General features: G+C 40.3%; 22 protein-coding genes and 1 pseudogene. 21 read left to right on the top strand and 2 right to left on the bottom strand.

Going from position 1 to position 22301, the window contains the following annotated elements:
* Positions 1-266 precede the first annotated feature (266 nt).
* Both EJP82_RS24805 and EJP82_RS24800 read left to right on the top strand, forming a co-directional pair.
* Positions 267-797 (top strand): GNAT family N-acetyltransferase, encoded by a 531-nt coding sequence (locus tag EJP82_RS24805; protein ID WP_127194753.1) that lies wholly within the window; start codon positions 267-269, stop codon positions 795-797.
* A 154-nt stretch (positions 798-951) separates the two neighbouring features.
* Complete coding sequence (locus EJP82_RS24800) at positions 952-2739, top strand: hypothetical protein (RefSeq protein WP_127194752.1); 1788 nt, start codon at positions 952-954, stop codon at positions 2737-2739.
* Positions 2740-2807: 68 nt separating this feature from the next.
* Here EJP82_RS24800 and EJP82_RS24795 read toward each other — a convergent pair whose 3' ends face one another.
* Positions 2808-3980, bottom strand: a complete 1173-nt coding sequence (locus EJP82_RS24795; RefSeq protein WP_127194751.1) for an S-layer homology domain-containing protein — start codon at positions 3978-3980, stop codon at positions 2808-2810.
* A gap of 167 nt (positions 3981-4147) precedes the next feature.
* Here EJP82_RS24795 and thpR point away from each other — a divergent pair, with 167 nt between their 5' ends.
* From thpR to EJP82_RS24755, 8 genes and pseudogenes are all read left to right on the top strand, one after another.
* Entirely contained in the window at positions 4148-4717 is a 570-nt protein-coding gene (thpR, locus tag EJP82_RS24790; RefSeq protein WP_127194750.1) for an RNA 2',3'-cyclic phosphodiesterase, read from the top strand.
* A 146-nt stretch (positions 4718-4863) separates the two neighbouring features.
* Positions 4864-6321: a spore germination protein gene (locus EJP82_RS24785; protein ID WP_127194749.1), complete on the top strand. Its 1458-nt coding sequence runs from the start codon at positions 4864-4866 to the stop codon at positions 6319-6321.
* A 15-nt stretch (positions 6322-6336) separates the two neighbouring features.
* Positions 6337-7464: a GerAB/ArcD/ProY family transporter gene (locus EJP82_RS24780; protein ID WP_127194748.1), complete on the top strand. Its 1128-nt coding sequence runs from the start codon at positions 6337-6339 to the stop codon at positions 7462-7464.
* Positions 7461-8594 carry a Ger(x)C family spore germination protein gene (locus EJP82_RS24775; protein ID WP_127194747.1) on the top strand — a complete coding sequence of 378 codons (1134 nt, stop codon included), beginning with the start codon at positions 7461-7463 and terminating at the stop codon, positions 8592-8594. Before EJP82_RS24780 ends, EJP82_RS24775 begins: the two co-directional genes overlap by 4 nt.
* A gap of 151 nt (positions 8595-8745) precedes the next feature.
* Positions 8746-8904 carry a hypothetical protein gene (locus EJP82_RS28545; RefSeq protein ID WP_246054423.1) on the top strand — a complete coding sequence of 53 codons (159 nt, stop codon included), beginning with the start codon at positions 8746-8748 and terminating at the stop codon, positions 8902-8904.
* Positions 8856-9932, top strand: a pseudogene (locus EJP82_RS28540) (spore germination protein); the annotation flags it as partial. The gene EJP82_RS28545 and the pseudogene EJP82_RS28540, both read left to right, overlap by 49 nt.
* A 39-nt stretch (positions 9933-9971) precedes the next feature.
* A complete protein-coding gene (locus EJP82_RS28990; RefSeq protein ID WP_484213866.1) occupies positions 9972-10496 on the top strand; it encodes a Ger(x)C family spore germination C-terminal domain-containing protein in 525 nt (174 codons plus the stop codon).
* Between the two features lie 24 nt (positions 10497-10520).
* A complete protein-coding gene (locus EJP82_RS24755) occupies positions 10521-11114 on the top strand; it encodes a DUF421 domain-containing protein (protein ID WP_127194744.1) in 594 nt (197 codons plus the stop codon).
* An 87-nt stretch (positions 11115-11201) separates the two neighbouring features.
* Here EJP82_RS24755 and EJP82_RS24750 read toward each other — a convergent pair whose 3' ends face one another.
* On the bottom strand, positions 11202-12107 hold the full coding sequence (locus EJP82_RS24750) for a diacylglycerol/lipid kinase family protein (protein ID WP_127194743.1): 906 nt from the start codon (positions 12105-12107) through the stop codon (positions 11202-11204).
* 738 nt (positions 12108-12845) lie between these two features.
* Between EJP82_RS24750 and EJP82_RS24745 the strand changes: the two genes are divergently transcribed.
* The 11 genes from EJP82_RS24745 to EJP82_RS24695 all read left to right on the top strand — a co-directional run bounded on the left by EJP82_RS24745 (position 12846) and on the right by EJP82_RS24695 (position 22287).
* On the top strand, positions 12846-13406 hold the full coding sequence (locus EJP82_RS24745; RefSeq protein ID WP_127194742.1) for a DUF1697 domain-containing protein: 561 nt from the start codon (positions 12846-12848) through the stop codon (positions 13404-13406).
* Positions 13407-13572: 166 nt separating this feature from the next.
* Complete coding sequence (locus EJP82_RS24740; RefSeq protein WP_127194741.1) at positions 13573-13779, top strand: helix-turn-helix transcriptional regulator; 207 nt, start codon at positions 13573-13575, stop codon at positions 13777-13779.
* Position 13780: 1 nt separating this feature from the next.
* The gene (locus tag EJP82_RS24735) at positions 13781-14221 is read left to right on the top strand and encodes a hypothetical protein (protein WP_127194740.1); all 441 of its coding nucleotides are present in this window, start codon (positions 13781-13783) and stop codon (positions 14219-14221) included.
* Between the two features lie 163 nt (positions 14222-14384).
* Positions 14385-16181, top strand: a complete 1797-nt coding sequence (locus tag EJP82_RS24730; protein WP_127194739.1) for a methyl-accepting chemotaxis protein — start codon at positions 14385-14387, stop codon at positions 16179-16181.
* A gap of 15 nt (positions 16182-16196) precedes the next feature.
* Positions 16197-16745, top strand: coding sequence for an NAD(P)/FAD-dependent oxidoreductase (locus tag EJP82_RS24725; RefSeq protein ID WP_127194738.1), 549 nt, complete (start codon positions 16197-16199; stop codon positions 16743-16745).
* Positions 16746-17011: 266 nt separating this feature from the next.
* On the top strand, positions 17012-17788 hold the full coding sequence (locus EJP82_RS24720) for a tyrosine-protein phosphatase (protein WP_127194737.1): 777 nt from the start codon (positions 17012-17014) through the stop codon (positions 17786-17788).
* 707 nt (positions 17789-18495) lie between these two features.
* A complete protein-coding gene (locus tag EJP82_RS24715) occupies positions 18496-18813 on the top strand; it encodes a hypothetical protein (protein WP_127194736.1) in 318 nt (105 codons plus the stop codon).
* Positions 18814-19038: 225 nt separating this feature from the next.
* Complete coding sequence (locus EJP82_RS24710) at positions 19039-19794, top strand: YveK family protein (RefSeq protein WP_127194735.1); 756 nt, start codon at positions 19039-19041, stop codon at positions 19792-19794.
* Complete coding sequence (locus EJP82_RS24705; protein WP_127194734.1) at positions 19775-20467, top strand: CpsD/CapB family tyrosine-protein kinase; 693 nt, start codon at positions 19775-19777, stop codon at positions 20465-20467. The genes EJP82_RS24710 and EJP82_RS24705 overlap by 20 nt, the downstream gene beginning before the upstream one ends.
* A 224-nt stretch (positions 20468-20691) precedes the next feature.
* Positions 20692-21591 carry a UTP--glucose-1-phosphate uridylyltransferase GalU gene (gene galU / locus EJP82_RS24700; protein WP_127194733.1) on the top strand — a complete coding sequence of 300 codons (900 nt, stop codon included), beginning with the start codon at positions 20692-20694 and terminating at the stop codon, positions 21589-21591.
* Positions 21592-21597: 6 nt separating this feature from the next.
* Positions 21598-22287 (top strand): sugar transferase, encoded by a 690-nt coding sequence (locus EJP82_RS24695; protein WP_127194732.1) that lies wholly within the window; start codon positions 21598-21600, stop codon positions 22285-22287.
* The last annotated feature ends 14 nt before the right edge of the window (positions 22288-22301 follow it).

The raw sequence follows: 22301 nt of genomic DNA, 5'->3' as shown, positions 1-22301 counted from the left end.
TCCCTCTAGAATGTGATGAAGTCATCAATGTTGGCTGGATAAGTCGTAAGAATATAACGCTCTCCAAACTTGCCCTCGCGTATGTTGAAGCACTACAACAGGCGATAGACGAGTAATTAATTATCTATTATAGCCTTTAGCTATATCTGGGTATAGTATATTGGAGTTGAAAATGAGTGTGGCCCTCCCCACAATGATATTGACCTCTTAAAATAATGCTGTTATTATTTCTTTCCATTACTTGCTGTAGAAAGGACTGAAATCATTTGAGTAACAACCACATCTATTTAAGGTATCTTGATATGAAGGATGCAGGCTCTCTGCTTGACTTAAAGCTAAGAAATCGTGATTTTTTTCAACCGTTTGAACCAATCAGGGACGATTCACATTTCACACTAGAAGGACAGAAAAGTGAAATTGCCAATGGTATTCAAGGGGTTGCCAACGACGAATCTTATACTTTCGGAATCTTTCTTAAAGAGACGGATGAACTTGTAGGAAGAATAGCACTAACTGGTATTGCTCGAGGTCCCTTCCAAAATGCATATTTAGGTTATTTTATGGACGAGAAGCATAACGGCAAAGGTTATGCAACAGGGGCAGTCTCGTTATGTGTGGAGTATGCTTTTAACGAAATCGGCCTGCATCGTGTTCAAGCTGGAGTTATGCCTAAGAACGTGCCATCTATCCGTGTTTTAGAAAAGGCAGGGTTTAGACATGAGGGTTTGTCCAAAAAATATTTGAAGATTAACGGATCGTGGGAAGACCACGAATTGTTTGCGATTACTGCCGAATGACATAACGGATATCAAAATGGAACGCTCTCCACTGCGGGGGTGTTCTTTTTTTTGGCTCAAGATTCGAGAGAAATCACTGTGTGTCTTTTGATGAATATAATATATACTTTATATAATATCGGAATGGAAAATTATAACTGATTGGGAGGGTGTCATGAATAGGAGGATTAGAATCGGTATTTTTATTTTTATATTTTGTATAACCTTCTCCTTAATGGGCTGTTCGACAAATAATGCAAGTAAGGAAGAATCCCCAGCGAAAGAGAATATTACAACGAATGAGGATATTTCAACGTCTGATCTCGATCTCGATAAATATACCAAAAGCATTCAAGACATTTTTGGGGAAAATATAGAATATCGTGGGAAGGATTCGGTAAAGGGTTCCTCGGATGAATTTTTACTATTTTACGCAGATTCAGTGGAGGGTCTTGATTCCCTGACATACAAGCTGAATGTTCGGACTGGAACGGTGACTGACGGTACTAGTGGAATGCCTCTATGCAATATCCTGGTGGTATCTCCAAATCTAAATAATCTGGACATAGATAGCTACAAGGCTAGTGTTGAAAAGATAGTTAGCCCTTTAATTATTGATAAAGGATATACGATTAATGGTTTATTTGATGCATTTCTTGGTTTTATTGGGGATGGAAATATTGAATATCAAGTCTATAAGAATGATGTTCCTTATGTGATCCAAGTGGAACCTTTTATGCAGGAAGTAACAGAATTTGGGGAAGTCGTAACAGATGTCTCTGATTCAGAGAATGCAGAAGAAAACTCAAACCAACTGGGACAAGATGAAGAACAGACCCTAGAGGGGTTACTAGATGATGGATTTACTATTATAGAGGAACAGTCATTTTGGGTAGATATGAACAGTTGGGGGAAAGTGAGATTTGTTTCGGGTTACTTTATGAACAATAAAACACCTGAACTTCATTTTTATATAGTAAGCTCTAATTTGGTCGTTTTAGCTACCTTGCCGGACAGCTATCCTAACACACACGAGCTAGAAAGTGTTCAAGCTGTAAGTTTCAAAGACATGAATGGCGATGGAGAAAAGGACATCATTATCACAGGAAACTATAATACATGGGATGCAACGAATACAGTTGCAAGTGTTACAACTAAGGCTTCGGTGTATTTTTATTCATGGGAGTCTTTTATTCAACTGCCATGGTACAACGATTTACTTAATGATTCGGGAAACAATACCTCGATTGCAGCCATAGTAAAAGAAGGAGATAAAATCCTTCAGCAGATTCAGACACCTAACGCAACTAGCAAAGAGGAAGAGAATGAAATTGACAGATTGGCTTCCTTAATTTGTAATGGAAAACTATTAGACGCTGGCGATCTAGGTTATGCTGATTTATCTGCGTCGCTTGTCGTATTCTTCAATTCTTCAACGTATTCGGAGGTTTATATCACTAGTCTTGTAGGAGATTATTTGGCAGAAGATACCGTACGTACAGTATCTGGTGATAAAGCATTAAAAGTAAAATCGGAGAAATTTGATTCATTATTGGTCGATATCATAGGAGACGTTATTAGTTATAACTATATAGAATCGGGCGGAGGAACAATTTGGTCATTTATAAGTTCCTATGCCGTGTTAGATGCAAAGTTTACCGTAAATAAATACGTAAAAGGAATTACATTGAATGATCAAGGCAACCTCCGTTCATCGCTTAGTTCTCTATCAACAAATTGGAGTGAATTACGCGATGAAATACAAATTGTTATAAAAGATAAGGGATTCAAATCAGATGATTATTCCGTAGATTTGACAGAAGATGAGCTTGAAGAAATGGTAGACTTGAGACTAAGACTTGATAACAATATAAAATCTTTAACTAAGCTAGCTGCTAATGACGAGAAAGCTAAGATACTTGTTGATGTGGTAAACGATAAATTGGAAATCAGCATGAATTGAGTTACACAAGAAAACCCGCTCAGCTAGAGCGGGTTTTTGATCTTGAATTGTGCTGTTAGCCTTAATTCTTAAGACTCTACAAATACCATAGCATCATTGTCACCGTTTTCGGTGAGCTGATCCGGGAACCGAGTTTTTGATTCAACCATGATGTACGGAAGGCCTTCTACCGATATACGAACCGGATTTATTGGGTCAGTGAGCTGTTCATAAGTATAAAGTGTCTTCTCGTTGTTGACCGTGACATACACATCGAGTATTTGCTGTGATTCAACGCGAACAACCACATTCTTGATAGGCTCTCCATCGACTAAGGAATTATTGAGTACAACGGTAAAATCGATGACCTCGTCATTATAAAACAGATTATGACCCGATCCTGTTGATTCTCCAGAACCATAAATGAAATGTTTGGTTCCACCGGGGATAGGATCAGTTACAGGTGGTGTAGGTGCATAGTTCTCTCCGACGATCAGGTACAAACGGTGCAATATGGTGACGATTTCGGCACGAGTGACTTGTTGTAACGGGTGGAAGTTACCCTGATTATCGGCTGTCATGATCCCTTGAGTCTGAAAAGTATATAAGGCATTTGCCTTAAGCCATTCTAGATCTTGAGAAATAACGTTATCCGTCCCAACCGTTCCTATGATTGGAGTTAGAGGGGAGTAAGCATTTTTCCAGGCGTCATATTGATCATAGGAAGCGAACTTCTTCGTTTGTACGTCTTTTATGTAATTCAAGTTAGACAGAAGTTGCCCTTGAGTGGGTTCGGTCCGTCCACCAAGATCTTCAAACAATGCGTTAAGCACGATCAGCACATCCCACCGCGTCATCTTCTTGTCGGGAGAATATGTGTAGGTCTCAGTATTGAAATTTTGCTGATCCGCGGCGTAGATTCCAATATCACTGTACAAATCGGAAAACTCTTGGTGAGCCCAATGATTGGGAGAAACACCTTGAATACTTTGTAGTTCAGTTGCTCGCAGTTGCGGAAAAAGCCGGTGAATCATCACGGTAAATTCGGCTTTGGTCAAAGTTTGCTTAGGTTTGAAGGAGCCATCTGGAAATCCGTTCACAACTTGATGATCGATCATAAAGTCGATGGATTCCATTGCCCACTCATACTTACTTGCATCAACATCGCGAAATCCGGAAGCTGATGCTGGTGAAGCGATTAAGGTAGAAGATAAAGTGATGATGGTAGTGAATAGTAGTAATATGTACTTGAATGATTTCAAAGATAGGCACCCCTTAATTTAGTATAAGATCACGGTTGTGTTAATCGACATAATCCTAACCTAAAACAATGAAAATGTCATGTAACAATTTCCCAGATGATTTGGTTGAATGTTTAGCGGATAGAAAGGAAACTATTAATTAACAAGGACAAGGAGGGGTGATAGGGATGGAACCAAGGGATAGTAACAATCACTCGGCACGAGTATTCGTAGCCATACCTGTTCCAGATCAAATTACAGAGGTATTAAAGCGTTGGAGGAATATAAATATAGATAAACTTCTCTTTCGCAAGTGGACACACCCACAAGATTACCATATTACATTACAGTTCCTTGGTGAAATTTCGATGATCAAGTTAGATGCTTTAAGGGCTGCTTTGAACAATGTAAAGGGAACACCATTTTCATTAGCTTTAAATGGAATCGGCTTCTTTGGTTCATCGAAGACACCCCGCGTTTTATGGGCGGGAGTCTCTGGAAATCTTAACGGTTTACAGTCTTTACACTTGTCAGTAATACAAGAAACGGGCACCCTAGGATTCATTCCTGAAGACCGCCCCTATTCTCCACATATTACACTTGCCCGGCGATTCAGAGAGGGTGAAGAATTATTACTCGAAGCTATTACTCCCGCTCCTGTCGGAATAGAATGGGTAGTAGATCATTTTTCCCTTATGCGCACCCATATGAATGTTTCACCGATGTATGAAAATGTAGAGACCTTTACACTAGTGTAAGGGTCCTTTTTCTTTTTATTACGCATGCATAGGTCACGAAGTATTGCATTGAATCCCAATTTCGAGGACATATTATCCATATACCAAAATTGGAGAACATTAGTACATCCTTGAAATATGGGATTAATAATGAAAGTGGGATATTCATGTCAGCTTTTAGTGAGCAGATTGAGAGTCAACTCAAATCCAAATTACATGGAAGTGAAGGCTTAGTCATTAAATCTCTTGGTGGAAATATCGTTGTTGCTTTTATGACCGGTATGGTTGATAATGCTCAGTTAAACTTAAATCTGTTAGCTCCGTTAACAAAGAATGATCAATGCGATTCGTTAGAGACACTATCGGAAATGATTCCGATTGGTGACTGTAAGCCATTTGATCAGCTTTCGGACGTTATTGAAAAGTTGTTAAGTGGATTTGCCCTTGTGCTGCTAAAGGGTAAAGACGGGGGGCTATTAGTCAATTTAGCGAATATTCCTTCGCGAGCGCCCTCAAATGCAGAGACAGAATCGACTATTTATGGACCAATGATTGCTTTTACTGAATCGATGGAGAAGAATATTGCGCTACTCCGTTCGTATATTACAAGCGATAAACTCATTCAAGAGGAAGTACAGCTTGCTGCAGAACCCCATACATCAGCCAGTTTACTTTATCTAGATGAGAAGGAGAAGAATCCATTTGTTGAACTAATCCGTAAACGAATAAATAAACAAAAATACAAAGGTTTAATCGGAAGTCCCTTGTTCCTGAAGATTCTAACTGATAATAAATATTCATTGTTTCCTGAGATGAGTTTATCGGAACGTCCTGACCGTACAGCTCAGGCAATATTAGAAGGCAAGGTTGTCGTCATGGTGGAAGGTAACTCACAGGTTATTATTGGACCGAATACATTTGCAGATTTCTTTCAATCTGTAGAAGATCGCTACTCTTCGTGGGGACTCGGTATGTTTAACCGTTCCTTACGGGCTATAGCGCTTATCATATCGATATTCTTGACACCATTATACGTGGCTGCATTAACTTTCCATTATGAAATGATTCCGATGCCATTACTTGAGTCGCTCATCATGTCTCGTGCTCGAGTTCCATTTCCTCCTTTAATGGAAGCACTAGTCATGGAAGTCTCTATTGAACTACTGAGAGAGGCTGGGGCTCGCCTTCCTACGAAGGTTGGACAAACGATGGGCATTGTAGGAGGTATTGTTATAGGACAGGCCGCTGTGCAAGCTGGTTTCACAAGTAACATCTTAATTATGCTGGTAGCACTTGCAGCCCTTGGTTCGTTTACGACGCCTAATTATATGATGAGCTCGTCCATTCGCTTTATACGTTTTCCTATGCTTATTGTGGCAGGCTTCTTGGGACTTCTTGGGATCACCTTCTTCTCCGCGTTTCTATTCATTCACTTGCTTCGAATGACTAGCTATGGAAAGCCATACATGTATCCCTTTTATCCGCCTAATAGTAAAGGGCTTATCAATACGATGCTTATCACAGAATCTTCTCCGTTTCAGTATAAAACTGATTTAACAAGAAGTAACACTAAGGGTGGAAAGTCACGTATGACTAAATGGTTCAAATCTAACGATGAAGAATGAACGCGAGGTGGAGCGATGAAAGTTCTCAGCAATCCCCCTGAAAATATTCAGATCCATGCCTATCTTCTGTTCTTTGTAATTTGTAATGTGCAAATTGGAGTAGGGATATTTAATTTTGAACGATATATTTATCAAGCATCCAAACACGATGCATGGATATCGGTCATATTGGCTGCTCTGTTTACACACTTTGTTATGTGGCTGATTGTTCGTGCGCTTAGTAGGTATGAATCAGCGGATTTATATGGAATCCATTATGACCTGTTTGGCAAGGTAATAGGAACCTTATTTAACTGTATCTATATGTTGTATTATCTATGCATTACCATTGTTATCATGAGAAACTACATTGATGTCATTCAAGCGTGGATATTTCCTGATATTCCTACTTGGTTGATTGTGTCACTACTATCAATTCTAACTATTTATGCAGGATTTGGTGGTATTCGTGTCATTATTGGGATGTGTATGCTCGGATTTGTTGTGATCTTATTTACAGTGTTCTTGTTTTATTCTTCCTTGAAGTATGCGATATGGACACAGTTGCTTCCGATCATGGAAAGTGGCGTCATGGATATTATCGACGGTGCAATTAGGATGAGTTTCACCTTAGCCGGATTTGAAATCATCCTATTTATCTATCCTTATATCGTCAATAAGGAACGTACCATGAGGTATTCGCAACTAGCCCTTTTATTTGCAAATATGGTGTATCTTATAATAATGACACTCTCTATTGTGTATTTCTCGTCCGATCAGATGCTTCGCTCGATCTGGCCATCCATTAACATGTTAAAAATTGTGAAATATCCGTTTTTGGAAAGATTGGAGTTCGTTGTGATTTCGGTATGGATGTTAATGGTACTCACAGGTATTTTGATAAACACCTGGGCTGTTACTAGAGGCTTTAAGCGCATGTGGAATTTGAATCAGAAGGTGATGCTACTCATCGTGATCGCTTTGGCAAGTGGGATAACAATAGCTATTCATGGTCATACGGCCATCGAACAAATCAATAAATGGTTAGGGTCCGGAAATGTTGTATTTTCTTTAATTTACCCCATTTTCTTAAGTGGGATCGTTACGATTGTATTCAAATTTCGAGGACGAAAGCGACCTGACAGCAAAGGAGGGACATCATGAGAGGATTGCGGTTGTGTGCTGTTCTAGTTCTCTTAGGTGTTCTTAGTGCCTGTCAGAGTACGAGTATCCTTGAGCGTCAATCCATCTTAGTGGCACTCGCGTATGATGCGAAAGAAGATAGAACGTTTCAAGTGACGGGTACATTTATAGAAGCTGAACCTGAAGCACAAGAATCAAGCCATACGATATCTGTAGAAGCAGAGACAAGTAAAGGTGCACGTAGAAAGATGAATCAAATGCTTCCTTATACAGTCGCTGCCGGGCAAACACGGGTAATTTTGTTAGATCGTGACATGTTTCGCTTTAAGATGTTAAATGAAATCGAAGTCTTAAGCCGGGACCCTTTCTTTGGGGATATGATTAATATCGCGATTGTAGATGGTTCTCCTGGAGAATTGCTTAAACACAAATATGAGGAGTACTCCAATATAGCGACCTCTCTTAACAGTTTATTGGAGCACAATACCAAGATGAATTGGGTTCCGTCCATGACTCTGCATGACTTTACACGTTCAAGGGGGATTAATCGAATAGATCTAGCCATACCTTTAATAAAAAAGGAGGAAGAAGAGGTCATTCTGTCGAGTCTCGCTTTAATACATAGAGATCAAATAGTAGGTGAAGCTACACCGAATGAGGGTTTTTTCCTTAAGACGCTTAAAGGCACCGACACACCCTATCTATACGAACTTAATATCAAGAAAAAAGATATGCAGGAGAGTGGCATGGATCGATATTTGCTACAAGATACGGATACAGTGAAGGTTGTATTTAATGTTACAAAGAGTAAAGGTAAGATTAAGCTTGTTGATAAAAAGGATATTAAGTTTAATACGGTTGTTGATATCGATATTGACATTCAAGAAGTATCTCAGCGTTATAATTTTACTGAATCCGGTGCCATTAATGCGCTAGAGCATCAATTAATGATTGAATTAAGCAAACAATTACAGCAGTTCCTCGATAAACTTCGTAAAGTGAATTCGGATTGTGTAGGATTTGGTGAAATATATCGTAGTCGTGTGGGAAATTCAGAGGTCGTTGAAGAAAAGTGGGAGGAAATGTTTCCTCAGTCCACGATCAATGGCCAAGTTACCATAAAAGTTATTCGAACAGGTATTATCGAATAGTACTAGGTCCTATAGATCCGTTAAACACTAGTTATAAGTGTTTAACGGATCTTTTGCATACTCAAATTTGAAGTTAATAATTCAGAATATGCATAATTTGGAATCCGTCGGTACAAGTTAAAGCTTAGTGATATAGGGCGGAGGGATTCAATTGGCAAGTGGGGGGAAACTACCAGTATCTCAAGGATTTAGACTGAAGAGCTATACTGGAGATGCACCGGTAGGTATTGGGGAATTGACGGAGCATATTTCACCTTATAGATTCTCTTTATTCCCATATTCGATTACAGTGGTAGACCTGATTTCGTAAATGATGCTTTATTAAGGGGACGGCTGATTATGATCCTCGACGGTAGCCCTGTCGTGTTAATCGCACCCTCTAACTTAATGCAGCTGTTGTTTGCGGCAGAGGATCCACATTTGCCATTTTATTTCGTTTTTCCATGGAGAATGCTGCGGTTGGTTGCTATTATGCTCTCCATCCTTCTCCCAGGATTCTATACCTCCTTAATCTCCTATCATCAGGATCAAATCCCGTTTCCACTGCTTGCTACAATAGGTAGTACACGGAGTAGTCTTCCGTTTTCTCTATCTGTTGAAATGTTTGTTATCCTTTTTATCCTCTCCTTACTCCGTGAAGCTGGGAGCCGAATGCCAAGAACCTTTTCTGGCTCCGTTTTCCCCCTTCGCTCCTCAGAGGTTGCTTCGAAACTTCATGCGCATTCCAGGATTGCGGAAGAAGGGTGGGGAATTATGACAAGGGTCAAATATGTAGTTATCCTTATGTCCTCGTTAACCTTTTTTCTATCGGGTTGTTGGGATAATGGTGAGGTTCAGGAGATCAACTATCTGTCGGCATTTGGTATTGACTTTCAAGATGGCGAATATTACATCTATGCTCAAATGCTTGATTATGAAAGTCTCTCAGGTCCAGAAGGTAGTATCCCATCATCTCAGCCACCCATTTGGGTGGGTAAGGGAAGAGGGAAAACTTTGGCTGAAGCAACTAGGGAACTCTATACGACCAGTCAGCAGAAATTATCCTGAAGTCAGGTAACGGCACTTGTGTTATCGGAATCCATGTTGGCGCATGAACGAATAAGAGATGTGATTGATAAATCAAACCGAACTGAGGATATTAGTTATACGAAGTGGGTATACGGCACTAAGGAAAATATTGAAGAACTTTTTACAAGTACTCCTTTCGTTGGGATGTCTCCACTTCGCACCTTACTGCACGCACCAATGCTAAACTACTCTCAGAATTCCTTCATACATCCGTTGCAGTATGTTGATTTTCTTGTCCATTACCGAGAAAAGGCAGCCACGGTTGTCCTTCCCTCCCTCGCCATAACTACTTCTAACTGGACGGAAGGGATGAAGGAACATCCGATTCTTGAGATTAATGGTGCCTTTATGTTGAAAGATAATGAGAACAAAGGGTGGTTGAAGCTTGAAGATGTACTAGGAATTCGTTGGTTAAAGGGTCCCGCTACTCGGGCTACCATTCTTGTGGGACCTATGGATGATCCCGTAGGGCTTGTAAGACTGGTATCACCTCGTTCTGTTATTGGGTTTGAGCCTACAAATGATGGAGTGAAATATCGGTTGAAAATAAAAGTCATAGGCAAAGTAGTTAATTTATATAAGGAAGTACCCATCGAGGAATTCAAAAAAGTGACAAGGGATGTCTTTAAAAAAGAGCTGATAAGAACTTTTCGTAAAACTACACCACAACACGGTGACCCCTATCAACTATCACTTGGTTTATATCAGAAGAATCCCAAGCTTTGGAACAAGCTACAGAAAGAAGGAAAGTCGGTAACCGCAGAATCGCTTAATGAGCGTGATATTCAAGTGGATATCGATCTTAGATTATGGGGAGCCCGAAAACATCCTTAAAAAGACAGCTTATTAGGAGGATTTATGAAGTGGTCGACATTGATTTGGGATGCCATTCTAATCGCAAGTGCAGGCACCCTTTTGTTAAGAATTGGCGGGCGTAAATCTATTTCGCAAATGACAACGCCTCAGATCGCCATGGTGCTGATCATAGGTTCTGTATTGGGTTCAGACCTTGCTGGAAACGGAGTAGGACACTCTATTTTGGCGACAGGTATCTTTCTCGCATTCTTAGGGGCTATCGAATGGGTCTCGTTGAATTGGAATCGTGCTGAGCGGATTCTGAAAGGAAGGACGGTACCCATCATTGCTGATGGGAAATACCTACCTGAGAACATGAAACGCTTGCGAATGACAACAAACGATATAGAGAAGCGAATGCGTATGGTAGGAATTCACAGTTTAGAGGAAGTAAAGTCAGGAACTATCGAGAATAATGGAGAACTTGGCATTGAGCTTCAACCTTATGCTAAGCACATAACTAGAGGGGACTTGGAGGAACTTCTAAAGACTTACTTTCCACAGGTTACTCTCCCAGAGCGCCCTCATGAGACTAGTATCTTCCCGGATGCTGGAGCACTACCTCAATCCGAAGAAGCACCGGGACAGTTACAATAAGATCAATGGTCTAAGTATAAACACAAAGAACTCTGGAGAATGAGTCGTTCTCCAGAGTTCCTTGTGTGTAATAAGTTATAATTGCATTTATCCGGGATGTGGGCACATGACCTGCATAACACCTGGGTCAGCAGCGGCAGTTAATGGTGTAGAGGTGAGGTGTTCGCCGTCTCCAAGAGCCATGCGGGGTAGACTGCTGTGCACGGAAATATTCTTTCCACGTAGCATCGTGACGAACGGAAGCCTGGTATGCCCACCATAGAGTAAGGTCGGAAATAGCATCAGAAGTTGAATTCTTGAGCAATCGTGAACGATACAGATATCCAGAAAACCATCGTCTGTAATTGCTTGGGGACAGATTGCAAGACCTCCTCCGTAACTAATAACGTTGTTGACTGCGGTCAGCCAGGCAGACGAGTAGGTATGTGTCACACCGTCGCATTCCACAGTTAATGGGGCAGGGCGAAAAGTTATAAGGGTATGGAAAACTCCGATAACATAAGCCATTCTTCCCAAGCCAAAAGCATTGCAAAATTTCTTGTACAAGCTATTGTTCACGTTGTGGGCGACTTCTGCATCAAATCCAACGGCAAGCGCGGTGAGGGCACTTTGCCCAGAAATAGAGATTAAATCAGCGGCTTTAGGCAGGCCTCCCAGCATTACTTCTAATGCGGCGCTGGTCTTCATCGGAATATGAAACCCCCGAGCTGTATCGTTTCCAGAACCAGAAGGAAAAACTGCTAAAGGAACACCAGAATCACGTAATGCCGGTAACAGACTATTGATCGTTCCATCTCCCCCAACAACCCCCACTGCTTTCCAGGTAATAGGAGCAGACAGTTTCTCCATTAGAAGAGTATGAGCTTGATCGGCAGATTCAGTGAATATATGTTGATAAAGAATATTACGCTTATCAAGTATCTTACTTATTTTTGTCCAGACACGGAAACCTCTTCCGTTCCCAGAGTTCTTATTGACGACAAACAAATACATGATATACCTCCATCTGTTTAGCAGACAACTTTTCTATAATTTAAGTGTAATTAAAAAACAGAGAAATGAACATCATTAAATTTTTGAATGATACAAATTTTAATTTATGGAATGTGAGAACGAAGAGTTGAGTAGATGAGGAGCCGTACGGAACAAGAAACGAAGAAACTAAGAGATGTGGACTGAATTGTACCGTTAAGTCGAATCCGTAAGCAAAGATTCAAGGTGAGAGGACATAGGATCCGCTATTTTGTCCTTTTCAGGCTTCTTTTGAGTTTTGCGGACCTGAGATCCGTTATTCGTCTCAAATACATCATAATCAGAGATATTTGAGCGAATAGAGGAACCAATGTCCGCGCAGATCACGAAATAAGTGTATTTTCAGTAAATAACGTACTCAGTGTCCGCTCACACAAGTTCTCATCGCGGTACGCATTCGCACTGCGTAAACAGGAAATTCCTGGTTTTGGCAAGGATTTCTAGCCTCTTAGGTATGCAAAACTTTTGACTGTCCAAATACTTATGTATCCAAGTACATTCGGCAATGTACAAAGAAATACAGGAATAACAAAAAGTTGAGAAAAATCATGGATTAGCATTAGAATTATATGAGACGGGAAACAGCGACGTAATGTACCTAGCGGGTCTCATCGACAATCCTAGAGAAGTCACAAAGGAACAATTAGAAAGCTGGATCAAGACAGCAAGAACAAAATTTGAAAAAGTGGGGGATTTAAGATGGCTACATATGTCGCTCTCTTGCGAGGTATTAACGTAGGCGGTAAGAATATGATTAAAATGGCCCGATTGAAAGAGATGTTTGAAGCGATGGGCTTGAATCAAGTAAAGACGTACATACAAAGCGGCAATGTCCTGTTCCAATCGAACGAGGAGGAGTCACAACTTCGTCAACGAATTGAGCATGAGATTGAAGCTGTGTTTGGGTTCCCAGTCATTGTTACGTTGAGAACAGTAGAGCAGTTGGAACGGATTATTGAGAATTGTCCATTTTCGGATGAAGAGGTGGCGGAAGCAGAATCATCTGCTGTGGGGGAGAGTCTCTATGTTGCACTGCTAACTGAAGAACCGGTAAAAGAAGCAACCCGGCGGTTGGATGTGTACGCTAACGATAACGAAAAATATCGTATCTCCGGCCGAGAAGTATACCTATTGTTTGCAAATAGTGTGCGCAATTCTAAGTTAACCAGCAATCTACATAAATTGGGTGTACCGGCGACAGTTCGCAACTGGAATACAATCAACAAGCTCGTGGTTATGGCGAGAGAAATAGGCGTATAAGAAAATAGTCAATTTATAAGGACGGCATTACCAACGTCAAAGGTAATGCTATTTTTATGCTTTAAAGGGGACTCAAAAGTTTTTTTTGCAAAGTCCGCTTTACAATTCATGCAAAGTATACTATTCTAAAATTGCAAAGCAAACATTGCATTTAGGAGGGGTGATCTTGAAAACTAGAATTCAAGAATTACGCAAACAACATAAGCTTTCTCAGGAAGAACTTGCACTCGCGGTAGGGGTGACCCGCCAAACCATTACTTCACTGGAGGTTGAGAAATATACGGCGTCATTAGTCCTTGCGTATAAGATCGCTAAGTATTTTGATTTGACTATTGAAGATGTTTTTGATTTTAGTGAATTGGAGGAAATATAAGATGGAGAAGTATAAAGAAAAGGTACGTTTAAGAGTTATTTATCTAACATGGATCATGTTGCTAACTTGTTTAATCAATATAGTACTGCTTTCTAACAGAAACAGATTACCTGAGATTTCCGATTTTATTCTCGGATTTCAAAGTGGAGTATTTACGGGACTACTGTTTGTTTTTATAATTTTCATCGTGAAATATCGCAAGAGCATGAAGAGTGATGAAGCACTGAAAAAGCTATATATCGAAGAAAATGATGAGCGTGGGCAGTTAATAGGGTATAAAGTATCTGTATTTACGACTGTCGCGATGTTGATTTTATTGGCTTTGTCCACTGTTGTAGCAGGATTTTTTAATGAACTTATTTTCTTTACATTGTTGGGGACTTTAGGAGTGTTCTTGATAATATTTTGTGCCTTTACGGTGTATTTCAAAAAAACACTTTAACCAAGCTAGTAAGATTCTGAGCGCAGAGTTCACACTTTGTTGCGATATAATTTACACTTCGTTTACACGATCGTGCGAAGTAATTAATATCCGACTTTTACAATCAAGATATTAGTAAGAAAGACCTAGTATCTTGGTATTGTAAAAGAGGGGATGATACAAGTTGAAGAAGAGCGTCTTGCACCTTTCAATGAAGTGGAAATTGATCATAAGCTTTTCTGTTGTCACTATCATCTTTTTGGGAGTGGCTCTATATCAAAGTCATAAGATTAATCTAGTACAATTATCAATGGAAACGCAAAAAGTGGAGATGGAGAAGAGAATAAGCGTCGCTAAAATGACTCAACTGTTACAAGAGTTGAATAAAGAAGAAACCTCTTTTGCCGAATCAAGTGATCTGGAGTTAGTCGATCCATTTAAGGAGAAGCAAAAGCAGTTTGTTGATGAAATAGCGGCGGTAACTTTTGCTGCAAATACAGAAGCCAATAAGAATTTACAACTTTTACAACGTCAAGTTGAGGAATACATAGGGTATTTTGATGAATTGATCTCTACAATGGAAGACCCCAATTTGGATCCTTTGGTCGTCTTGGAAACCATTGATGAAATACATACAAAAGCACTTGCGCTAAATCAAGATATGTTGAAGACCAATGAGCAATTGTATACAGCAGCAGCAAAGAATGCACAACAAGCGCAAGCTTATTCCTTTGATCTGTTAAATGAAATAACCTCTATTGTTACATACGCGGCAATTCTTGTGCTTCTTTTCACGATTACGATCGCCATTATGCTAATTCGCTCTTTCCTATCTCCTGTTAATAAATTGCAAGCGGCTTTACGTAAAATTTCCGAAGGAGACTTACGGCATCGAATCAATTCACCGTATAACGATGAGTTAGGGGTTCTTAGTCATCATTTCGACCATATGGTGGAGCGAGTTCGAGATATGCTGCGGCAAACACATTCCGTTGCATCGTCGTTATCGGTATATTCGCATTCTTTTCAACAATCCTCATCCATTACCGCTAACATGAATCATGATATTGTAAAGACGATTCAGGAAATTTCTGCAGGTGCGGAACAACAGGCTGAGCATTCTGAGCAAAGTGCAGTCCTGATTCAAGAATTGGAACAAGGTGTCAATGAAATTACGGAGTACACTGAAATCATGGTATTGACTAGTGAAGCGGCTAATCACAACACTCAAAAGGGGTCTGCGGCGGTATCCTCTCTGCAGAAAGTGTCTGAACAGTCAAGGCATTCCATTGAGAAGGTCTATGAAGCTTTAATGGGCCTTTCGGAGCAATCGAAACAGATCTCCAAAATTACCAATTCCATTACGGATATCTCCAATCAAACGAATGTTCTGTCCTTGAATGCTGCGATTGAAGCTGCACTCGCGGGTACTTATGGTAAGGGATTCTCCGTGATTGCTACTGAAGTCAGGAAATTATCACTACAGACAAAAGAATCGTCTCTTCATATCGATACCATGGTTAATGAACTACAAGCAAGTATGGCGGACTTACAGAAATATATGCTAGAGACGAAAGAGAATATGGAGGAGCAGGACGACAAAGTAGTGGAGACTCTTTCATCTTTTGAAGCCATTGATCAATCTATTGGGGAGATCAGCAGACAAATCGAACAAATACATGACAAGGTGAATATAACTCGGAAGAAAAATACTAGACTTGCAGAATCCGTTCATTGTGTTGCGGCCATTGCGGAAGAAACTGCAGCAGGGGTGCAGGAAGTTAACGCCTCTAGTACTCAGCAGGACATCGCCGTTCGTGATATTGCCCAGGAAGCTATTGAAATTAATGAAATTTCACAAAAACTGTTTCAAGGAATCAATATATTTAAGATTAATGTTGATGAAGTAGATTTAGAAGTAGAGGTGGCTACTGAAGATTTTGGAACTGTCGCAACCCGAGTAGCGGATTCAGTCCATTAAGCTACCGAAGAATCGATTCTAGCCTACGGAGCCGATAAGGTGATCTGGGCTGCAGGAGGAATCCCTGTAAGACCGGCTTCTATTGAAGGTATTATGGGCAAAAACGTATGTGTAGCTATGGATGCACTTCGCGAGTTATGCCTTGTTGGTGATACCATTGTTGTTATTGGCGGCGGTTTGGTGGGCTGCGAAACAGCGATTAATTATGCGCGTAAAGGTAAAAAAGTAACTATCGTAGAGATGTCGGATAAGCTACTACCGGAACCGCTATTTATCAAAAATATGATGATGCTCCAAGTGATGTTGCAGCATCCTAATATCACTTCCATGCCAAGTACTAAATTGGTGAAGATCGGTACAGGTTTTGCGACTGTAGAGAATGAAAATAGCCAACAAGAGATACCTTGTGATAGCGTTGTCCTTGCTATGGGATTTAGACCTAACAATGAGGTATATACGGCGCTTGAGGGTAAAGTAGACATTGTTAATGTGGGTGATAGTGTCCGGGCGCGTAAAGTATATGACGCGGTGCATGAGGCTTATACCTCCATCTTAAGTATCTGAAAATTTGTATTTAACAAGCACGAAAGAGTGCGAATCTAGCTCCTATGTACAAGCAAACCAAACCCAGATGAGTATGCTCTGGGTTTGGTTTATTTGTCGTGGAAGTTTAGACATCGTCCGCTGAGGAGCTTTCATGTTATGTAAAAATTGCACTTTTATAAATGAATATGATAGTTTAATAAAAACATATCAAGTCAATGTCAATCATACACACTTGCTAGTCTCCAGGTTAGTAGAAAATATATGAATAGGAAGTGAAGAACAACATGATAGATATCCATACGCATATACTGCCTGGTGTCGATGATGGAGCGGAGCATTGGAATGATACCCTGGATATGGCGAGGGCTGCCGTCTCGGAAGGGATTACAACCATTATCGCAACACCACACCATGCGAATGGGAGATATTTCAATTCGGCAGTTGAAGTTGTAGAACATACACGCTACATTAACGAACAATTACTTGCCTTAGGTGTGCCAGTTACGATATTACCTGGACAAGAAATTCGTGTACATATCGATTTGTTAGAAGCTTGGTCAAGAGCGGAATTACTTCCACTGGCTAATTCTAATTATTTGCTGATTGAGATGCCATCTTCCCATATACCGAAGGAGATGGATGAGCTGATTCATGAACTTACAATCATGAAATTAAAACCGATTATTGCCCATCCTGAACGTAATGCGGAAGTGATGGAGAATCCTCAAAGATTGGCTGCACTGATACAAAGAGGTGCGTTTGTGCAGGTTACAAGCCATTCTTTGCTTGGTGGATTTGGTAGAAAAATCGAGAAAATGTCGTGGTCGCTTTGTAGTAGTGGACTCATTCATATCGTTTCATCGGATGCCCATCATGTACAGCGCAGAGGTTTTCGGTTGCGTGAGGCGTATGATGTGATCAATGAACGTATGGGGGAGCAATGGTATAACTACTTCATAAATAATGCCCAGTGTATTATTGAGGACAAACCGTTTAACAGTGCACCTACATCAGTTTCGTCAAAGAGCGTACTGCGACGTATATTGTCCTATTTTTCGTAATGCGTAGAACCCTGGATAGGACCATCTCCATATGTATACACGGTTAATTAGTAATAGGATATTGGATTTTTCGTTCCATTATTTGTGCTACTGAAGTTATAAATTCATCCCGAATATTATGGGAATTCCTGATTAGAACTATGCCCATAAAAAAGAGATCCTGCTGAAATGGCTTACTTTGATCGGGATTGATATATGTTTTGAACCAAGTAAACCGGATTTTCGCGGAAAAACTTGGTTTTTTTTGATTATTCAGGCCAATAAAACGTTTATTTATGTAAAATGTGAGTGGATTTTCCCATTTTGAACATCTAAATACCTGACTAATAGTCCTGTATTTATAGGACCGTGGTCAATAGTCCCTAGTTTGAGCAGGAGTTTAGCTCGATTCGCAATTTACATCAGTTCATGAAACAGTCAAAAAACCTTTATTTTACAAGGGGATTTAGCTTGCTAAAGTGATACAGGGACAGTTTTATAATAACAATGTATAAAATAATATATAAAGCGTTTACATAATACAAAATAATCCATTTAACTATCCTAAACTAGACAAGTGATGTTACTGTTCTACATAAATTAGGAGCTCTTAACCATGTCTTTATTCTCTCAAGAAATGTTTACAATTATGTCATAATAGTCATCAGAGAAGGTTAAGCTCCATTATTCAAAAGAAAGTAAGACTTGATGAATGGAGGATATGAAAGATGAATGTTTCGAATGACGAGCAGAGGCGAGGAAGGCTGAAGCAATTTTTGAAAGTATTATCCGAAGATCCTTCTCTATCGAATCAAGATGGGTTAGAAGAAACTAAATCTTTATCTGAACTGCTTTTATTCTCCGGGTATAGATCATGGGATGAACCGGTGGACATGTCGGAAGTATTGTCGCAATTACTCAGGAAGTTAGGATTTGAAGCTTGTTCAGTGGATATGATGGAGCATGTCGTGAATGGCGGTACGATTGACGAGTTTATGAATTCAAGGTGTCACAGGTTACATAGCGAGCATCAGGATAGGTTCTAATTATGATTATTGGAGCAACCATACCCTCGAGTTCTCGAATTGAATAATTTAGATCATAGTAGATTCATAAAGAATGATTTTCCGCAGAGTTCTATACTTCTGCGGATAAATCCTACCCTGTAGTTCTCGTTTTGAATAACTATATAAATAAAATATTCATTATGGGAACTTCATTGGAGTTATGGAGGAAGGAAGACATAAGTAACTAGTAATGGAGGAAACAATTTGGAACTCAAACAATATTGGTTAATCGTCAAACGAAGGTTGTTATTGATCGTGCTAATTATGGCCGTAAGTTGTTTATCTATTGGCATTTACTCTTCATATTTCATCACGCCGCAATATGAAGCATCCGCTAAGCTTATCGTCAACCAGTACAAGGACAGCAGTTCACTGATTCCGAGTATAGACGTTGGGTCCATTAACTCTACGATTGGGCTAATTAAAACCTATAAAGAGATTATCAAGACACCAAGAATGATGAAAATTGTAGTTAAAGATTATCCAGATCTTGAAGTGACCTACAGCGAGCTTATTGGGAAGGTAAGTGTTAGTTCAGTTAATGAAACGCAGGTTATGTCCATTTCTGTTCGCGATATTTCTTATGAAAAGGCTGCAAATATTGCAAACGCCGTTGCCGTTGTTTTTCAAAAAACAATTCCTGAGCTCATGAAAGTGGACAACGTCTCTGTTTTGGACAAAGCCGATCCTAAAGAGATACATGGTCCGATTGCGCCTAATGCCAAACTGAATATTGCTGTGGCGTTCATGTTGTCTTTAATGCTTGGGGTAGGTATATCATTCCTGCTGGATTACTTGGATGACACGGTCAAGACCGAAGAGGATATCGAGATGTTATTAGGAGTTCCAGTACTGGCCTCCATACCGAGATTCAAAGAAATGGATAAGTTGAAGCGCGATAATACAGCTCCACTTAAGCCAGCAACTGGGAGGGATAGTCATGTCTCGTTTGATTCCTGAATGGAACCTCATTACGGAAAGTAATCCAAAGTCACCGATCTCCGAAGGCTATCGGATACTGCGGACAAATATCGAGTTCTCAACCATAGATCAAAGCCTGCAAGTCATCATGGTGACTTCATCCAAGCCAAATGAAGGAAAAAGTACCACCAGTGCCAATATGGCTGTCGCTTTTGCTCAAGCCAATAAACGTGTACTGCTGATTGATGCCGATCTAAGAAAGCCATCGCAGCATCACATCTTTGGGCAGTCCAACCGCAGTGGCTTAACAAGCGCTTTGTTTAAACAGAAAGATCTTCACGAAGTGATACAGCATACCAATACGGAGAATCTGTCAGTCATTCATGCAGGTCCTACGCCGCCTAACCCGTCCGAACTGCTTTCATCTAAGCAAATGGCAACTTTACTTGCAACAACCAGGGACATGTTCGATGTGATCATCATCGATACACCTCCGATCTTGTCTGTCACAGATGCCCAAATTGTAGCCACGCAAAGCGATGGTGTTGTACTCGTTATTGACTCGGGAAGAGTGAAGAAAGACGAGGCACTCAAAGCTAAAGCTTCTTTAGGGCATGTGAACGCCAAGTTAATTGGAGTAGTACTCAATAATATTAATCGCAAAAATTCGGATGCATATTCCTACTATTACGAAGATGTAAACGAAGCTTAAGTGTAATTCTCCCAAGGTTCTGAATTTAGGAATGGGAAGGTAATGTCTCCTGCACCTTTATCACCGGAGGCACTCGATTATGCTGTGGGTCAGCCAGACCTTAGACGTTTGTCGTCAAGAGTGTAATGTGAGGAAGGGTTCAATGCCCTTGTATTTTTGTTTATTAACTCGGAGTAGTAGCTGGGTACAAAGCGAATAAAAAGATAGGATAGGGTGGATCAAACATGAAAAAAGTGACCAAAGCCATTATCCCCGCCGCAGGACTCGGCACTCGATTTTTACCGGCAACAAAAGCGATGCCTAAAGAGATGCTTCCTATTGTTGATAAGCCAACCATCCAGTATATCGTGGAGGAAGCTATTGAATCAGGTGTGGAAGACATCATCGTGGTAACGGGTAAAGGAAAACGTGCGATCGAAGATCATTTTGATATTGCATTTGAGCTCGAACACATTTTAGAGGAAAAAGGTAAGTTCGACATCCTTGAGAAGGTTAGGAAATCATCTCATGTTAATCTCCATTATATTCGGCAGAAAGAGGCCAAAGGGCTTGGACATGCCGTCTGGTGCGCCAGGAATTTTATTGGAAACGAACCGTTCGCTGTTCTCCTTGGAGACGATATCGTGGAAGCCGAAGTTCCATGTACGAAGCAGTTGATTCAGCAGTATGAGCTTACCGGACGTTCCGTAATCGGTGTTCAGACAGTAGATGTAGATCAAACGGATCGATACGGAATAGTAGATCCAGGTGAGCGAATAGATAACCTATACAAAGTGAATCGATTCGTGGAGAAACCGCCTAAAGGTCAAGCTCCTTCCAATCTAGCCATTATGGGTCGGTATGTGCTGACACCTGATATTTTTGATTATTTGGAAAGACACGAGCTTGGTGCTGGTGGGGAGATTCAGCTTACCGATGCTATTCAAAAGCTTAATGAACAGCAAGGTGTCTACGCCTATGACTTTCAAGGTACTCGTTATGATGTTGGTGAGAAAATCGGCTTTATTATGACGAATATTCAATTTGCTCTTCGGAATAACGATCTTAAGCATTTACTAATGGCAGGACTTGAGGAAATTATGGAGCTTGAGCTTCGCAAACAATTATTTGCAGTTAAGGAGTGATCTAAGATGACACCTTCACCATACCGGGATGAGGCAGTAATAGGATTCTCAGATTATTATTTGATGACAAGCTTTAAGCAAGAAAGTCTCACTATATATTCCGTGCTCAAGCGAGCGATTGATATCATTGGTTCACTAGCAGGACTCATTCTATTAAGCCCATTGTTCATTTTTATTGGAATTCTCATTAAAATTGAGGATCCATCAGGACCTATCTTTTTCTATCAGACTCGAGTTGGTAAGAATGAGCGGCTGTTTCGAATGTACAAGCTTCGTTCGATGTATACCAATGCTGAAGACAAACTGAAGGATCTACTTGATAAAAATGAGATTAGTGGGGCCATGTTCAAGATGAGAGATGACCCTCGTGTGACGAAAGTAGGCAGGCTTATTCGAAAGACAAGTATCGATGAGCTTCCACAATTAATTAATGTACTAAGAGGCGAAATGTCCTTGGTAGGACCGAGACCCCCTCTAACAAGAGAGGTTGCTGAATATACCAATTATGAGAAGAAACGTTTGTCTGTCACACCAGGTTGCACAGGACTTTGGCAAGTTAGCGGTAGAAATAATCTTAGCTTTAAAGAAATGGTCGAGCTCGATATTACTTATATTTCGAAGAGATGCATCTGGTTCGACATCAAAATTATATTTCGAACGATGAAGGCCATGCTTGGATCTCAGGATGCATTTTAACTTAGAAATGGAGG

It is taken from the genome of Paenibacillus anaericanus, assembly GCF_003994475.1.
In the GTDB taxonomy this organism is placed as follows: Bacteria; Bacillota; Bacilli; order Paenibacillales; family Paenibacillaceae; genus Fontibacillus; species Fontibacillus anaericanus.
Note: the sequence above shows the minus strand (reverse complement) of the source record. Positions and strands in the feature narration are given on the sequence as shown.

Excerpts from the sequence above, each read along its gene's own strand:
- EJP82_RS24715 (WP_127194736.1), top strand. The coding sequence starts at position 18,496 with ATGAATGTTTCGAATGACGAGCAGAGGCGAGGAAGGCTGAAGCAATTT.
- EJP82_RS24720 (WP_127194737.1), top strand. The coding sequence starts at position 17,012 with ATGATAGATATCCATACGCATATACTGCCTGGTGTCGATGATGGAGCG.
- EJP82_RS24785 (WP_127194749.1), top strand. The coding sequence starts at position 4,864 with ATGTCAGCTTTTAGTGAGCAGATTGAGAGTCAACTCAAATCCAAATTA.
- EJP82_RS24780 (WP_127194748.1), top strand. The coding sequence starts at position 6,337 with ATGAAAGTTCTCAGCAATCCCCCTGAAAATATTCAGATCCATGCCTAT.
- EJP82_RS24750 (WP_127194743.1), bottom strand. The coding sequence starts at position 12,107 with ATGTATTTGTTTGTCGTCAATAAGAACTCTGGGAACGGAAGAGGTTTC.
- galU (WP_127194733.1), top strand. The coding sequence starts at position 20,692 with ATGAAAAAAGTGACCAAAGCCATTATCCCCGCCGCAGGACTCGGCACT.
- EJP82_RS24755 (WP_127194744.1), top strand. The coding sequence starts at position 10,521 with ATGAAGTGGTCGACATTGATTTGGGATGCCATTCTAATCGCAAGTGCA.
- EJP82_RS24705 (WP_127194734.1), top strand. The coding sequence starts at position 19,775 with ATGTCTCGTTTGATTCCTGAATGGAACCTCATTACGGAAAGTAATCCA.
- EJP82_RS24695 (WP_127194732.1), top strand. The coding sequence starts at position 21,598 with ATGACACCTTCACCATACCGGGATGAGGCAGTAATAGGATTCTCAGAT.
- EJP82_RS28990 (WP_484213866.1), top strand. The coding sequence starts at position 9,972 with ATGAAGGAACATCCGATTCTTGAGATTAATGGTGCCTTTATGTTGAAA.
- EJP82_RS24775 (WP_127194747.1), top strand. The coding sequence starts at position 7,461 with ATGAGAGGATTGCGGTTGTGTGCTGTTCTAGTTCTCTTAGGTGTTCTT.
- EJP82_RS24735 (WP_127194740.1), top strand. The coding sequence starts at position 13,781 with ATGGAGAAGTATAAAGAAAAGGTACGTTTAAGAGTTATTTATCTAACA.
- EJP82_RS24800 (WP_127194752.1), top strand. The coding sequence starts at position 952 with ATGAATAGGAGGATTAGAATCGGTATTTTTATTTTTATATTTTGTATA.
- thpR (WP_127194750.1), top strand. The coding sequence starts at position 4,148 with ATGGAACCAAGGGATAGTAACAATCACTCGGCACGAGTATTCGTAGCC.
- EJP82_RS24745 (WP_127194742.1), top strand. The coding sequence starts at position 12,846 with ATGGCTACATATGTCGCTCTCTTGCGAGGTATTAACGTAGGCGGTAAG.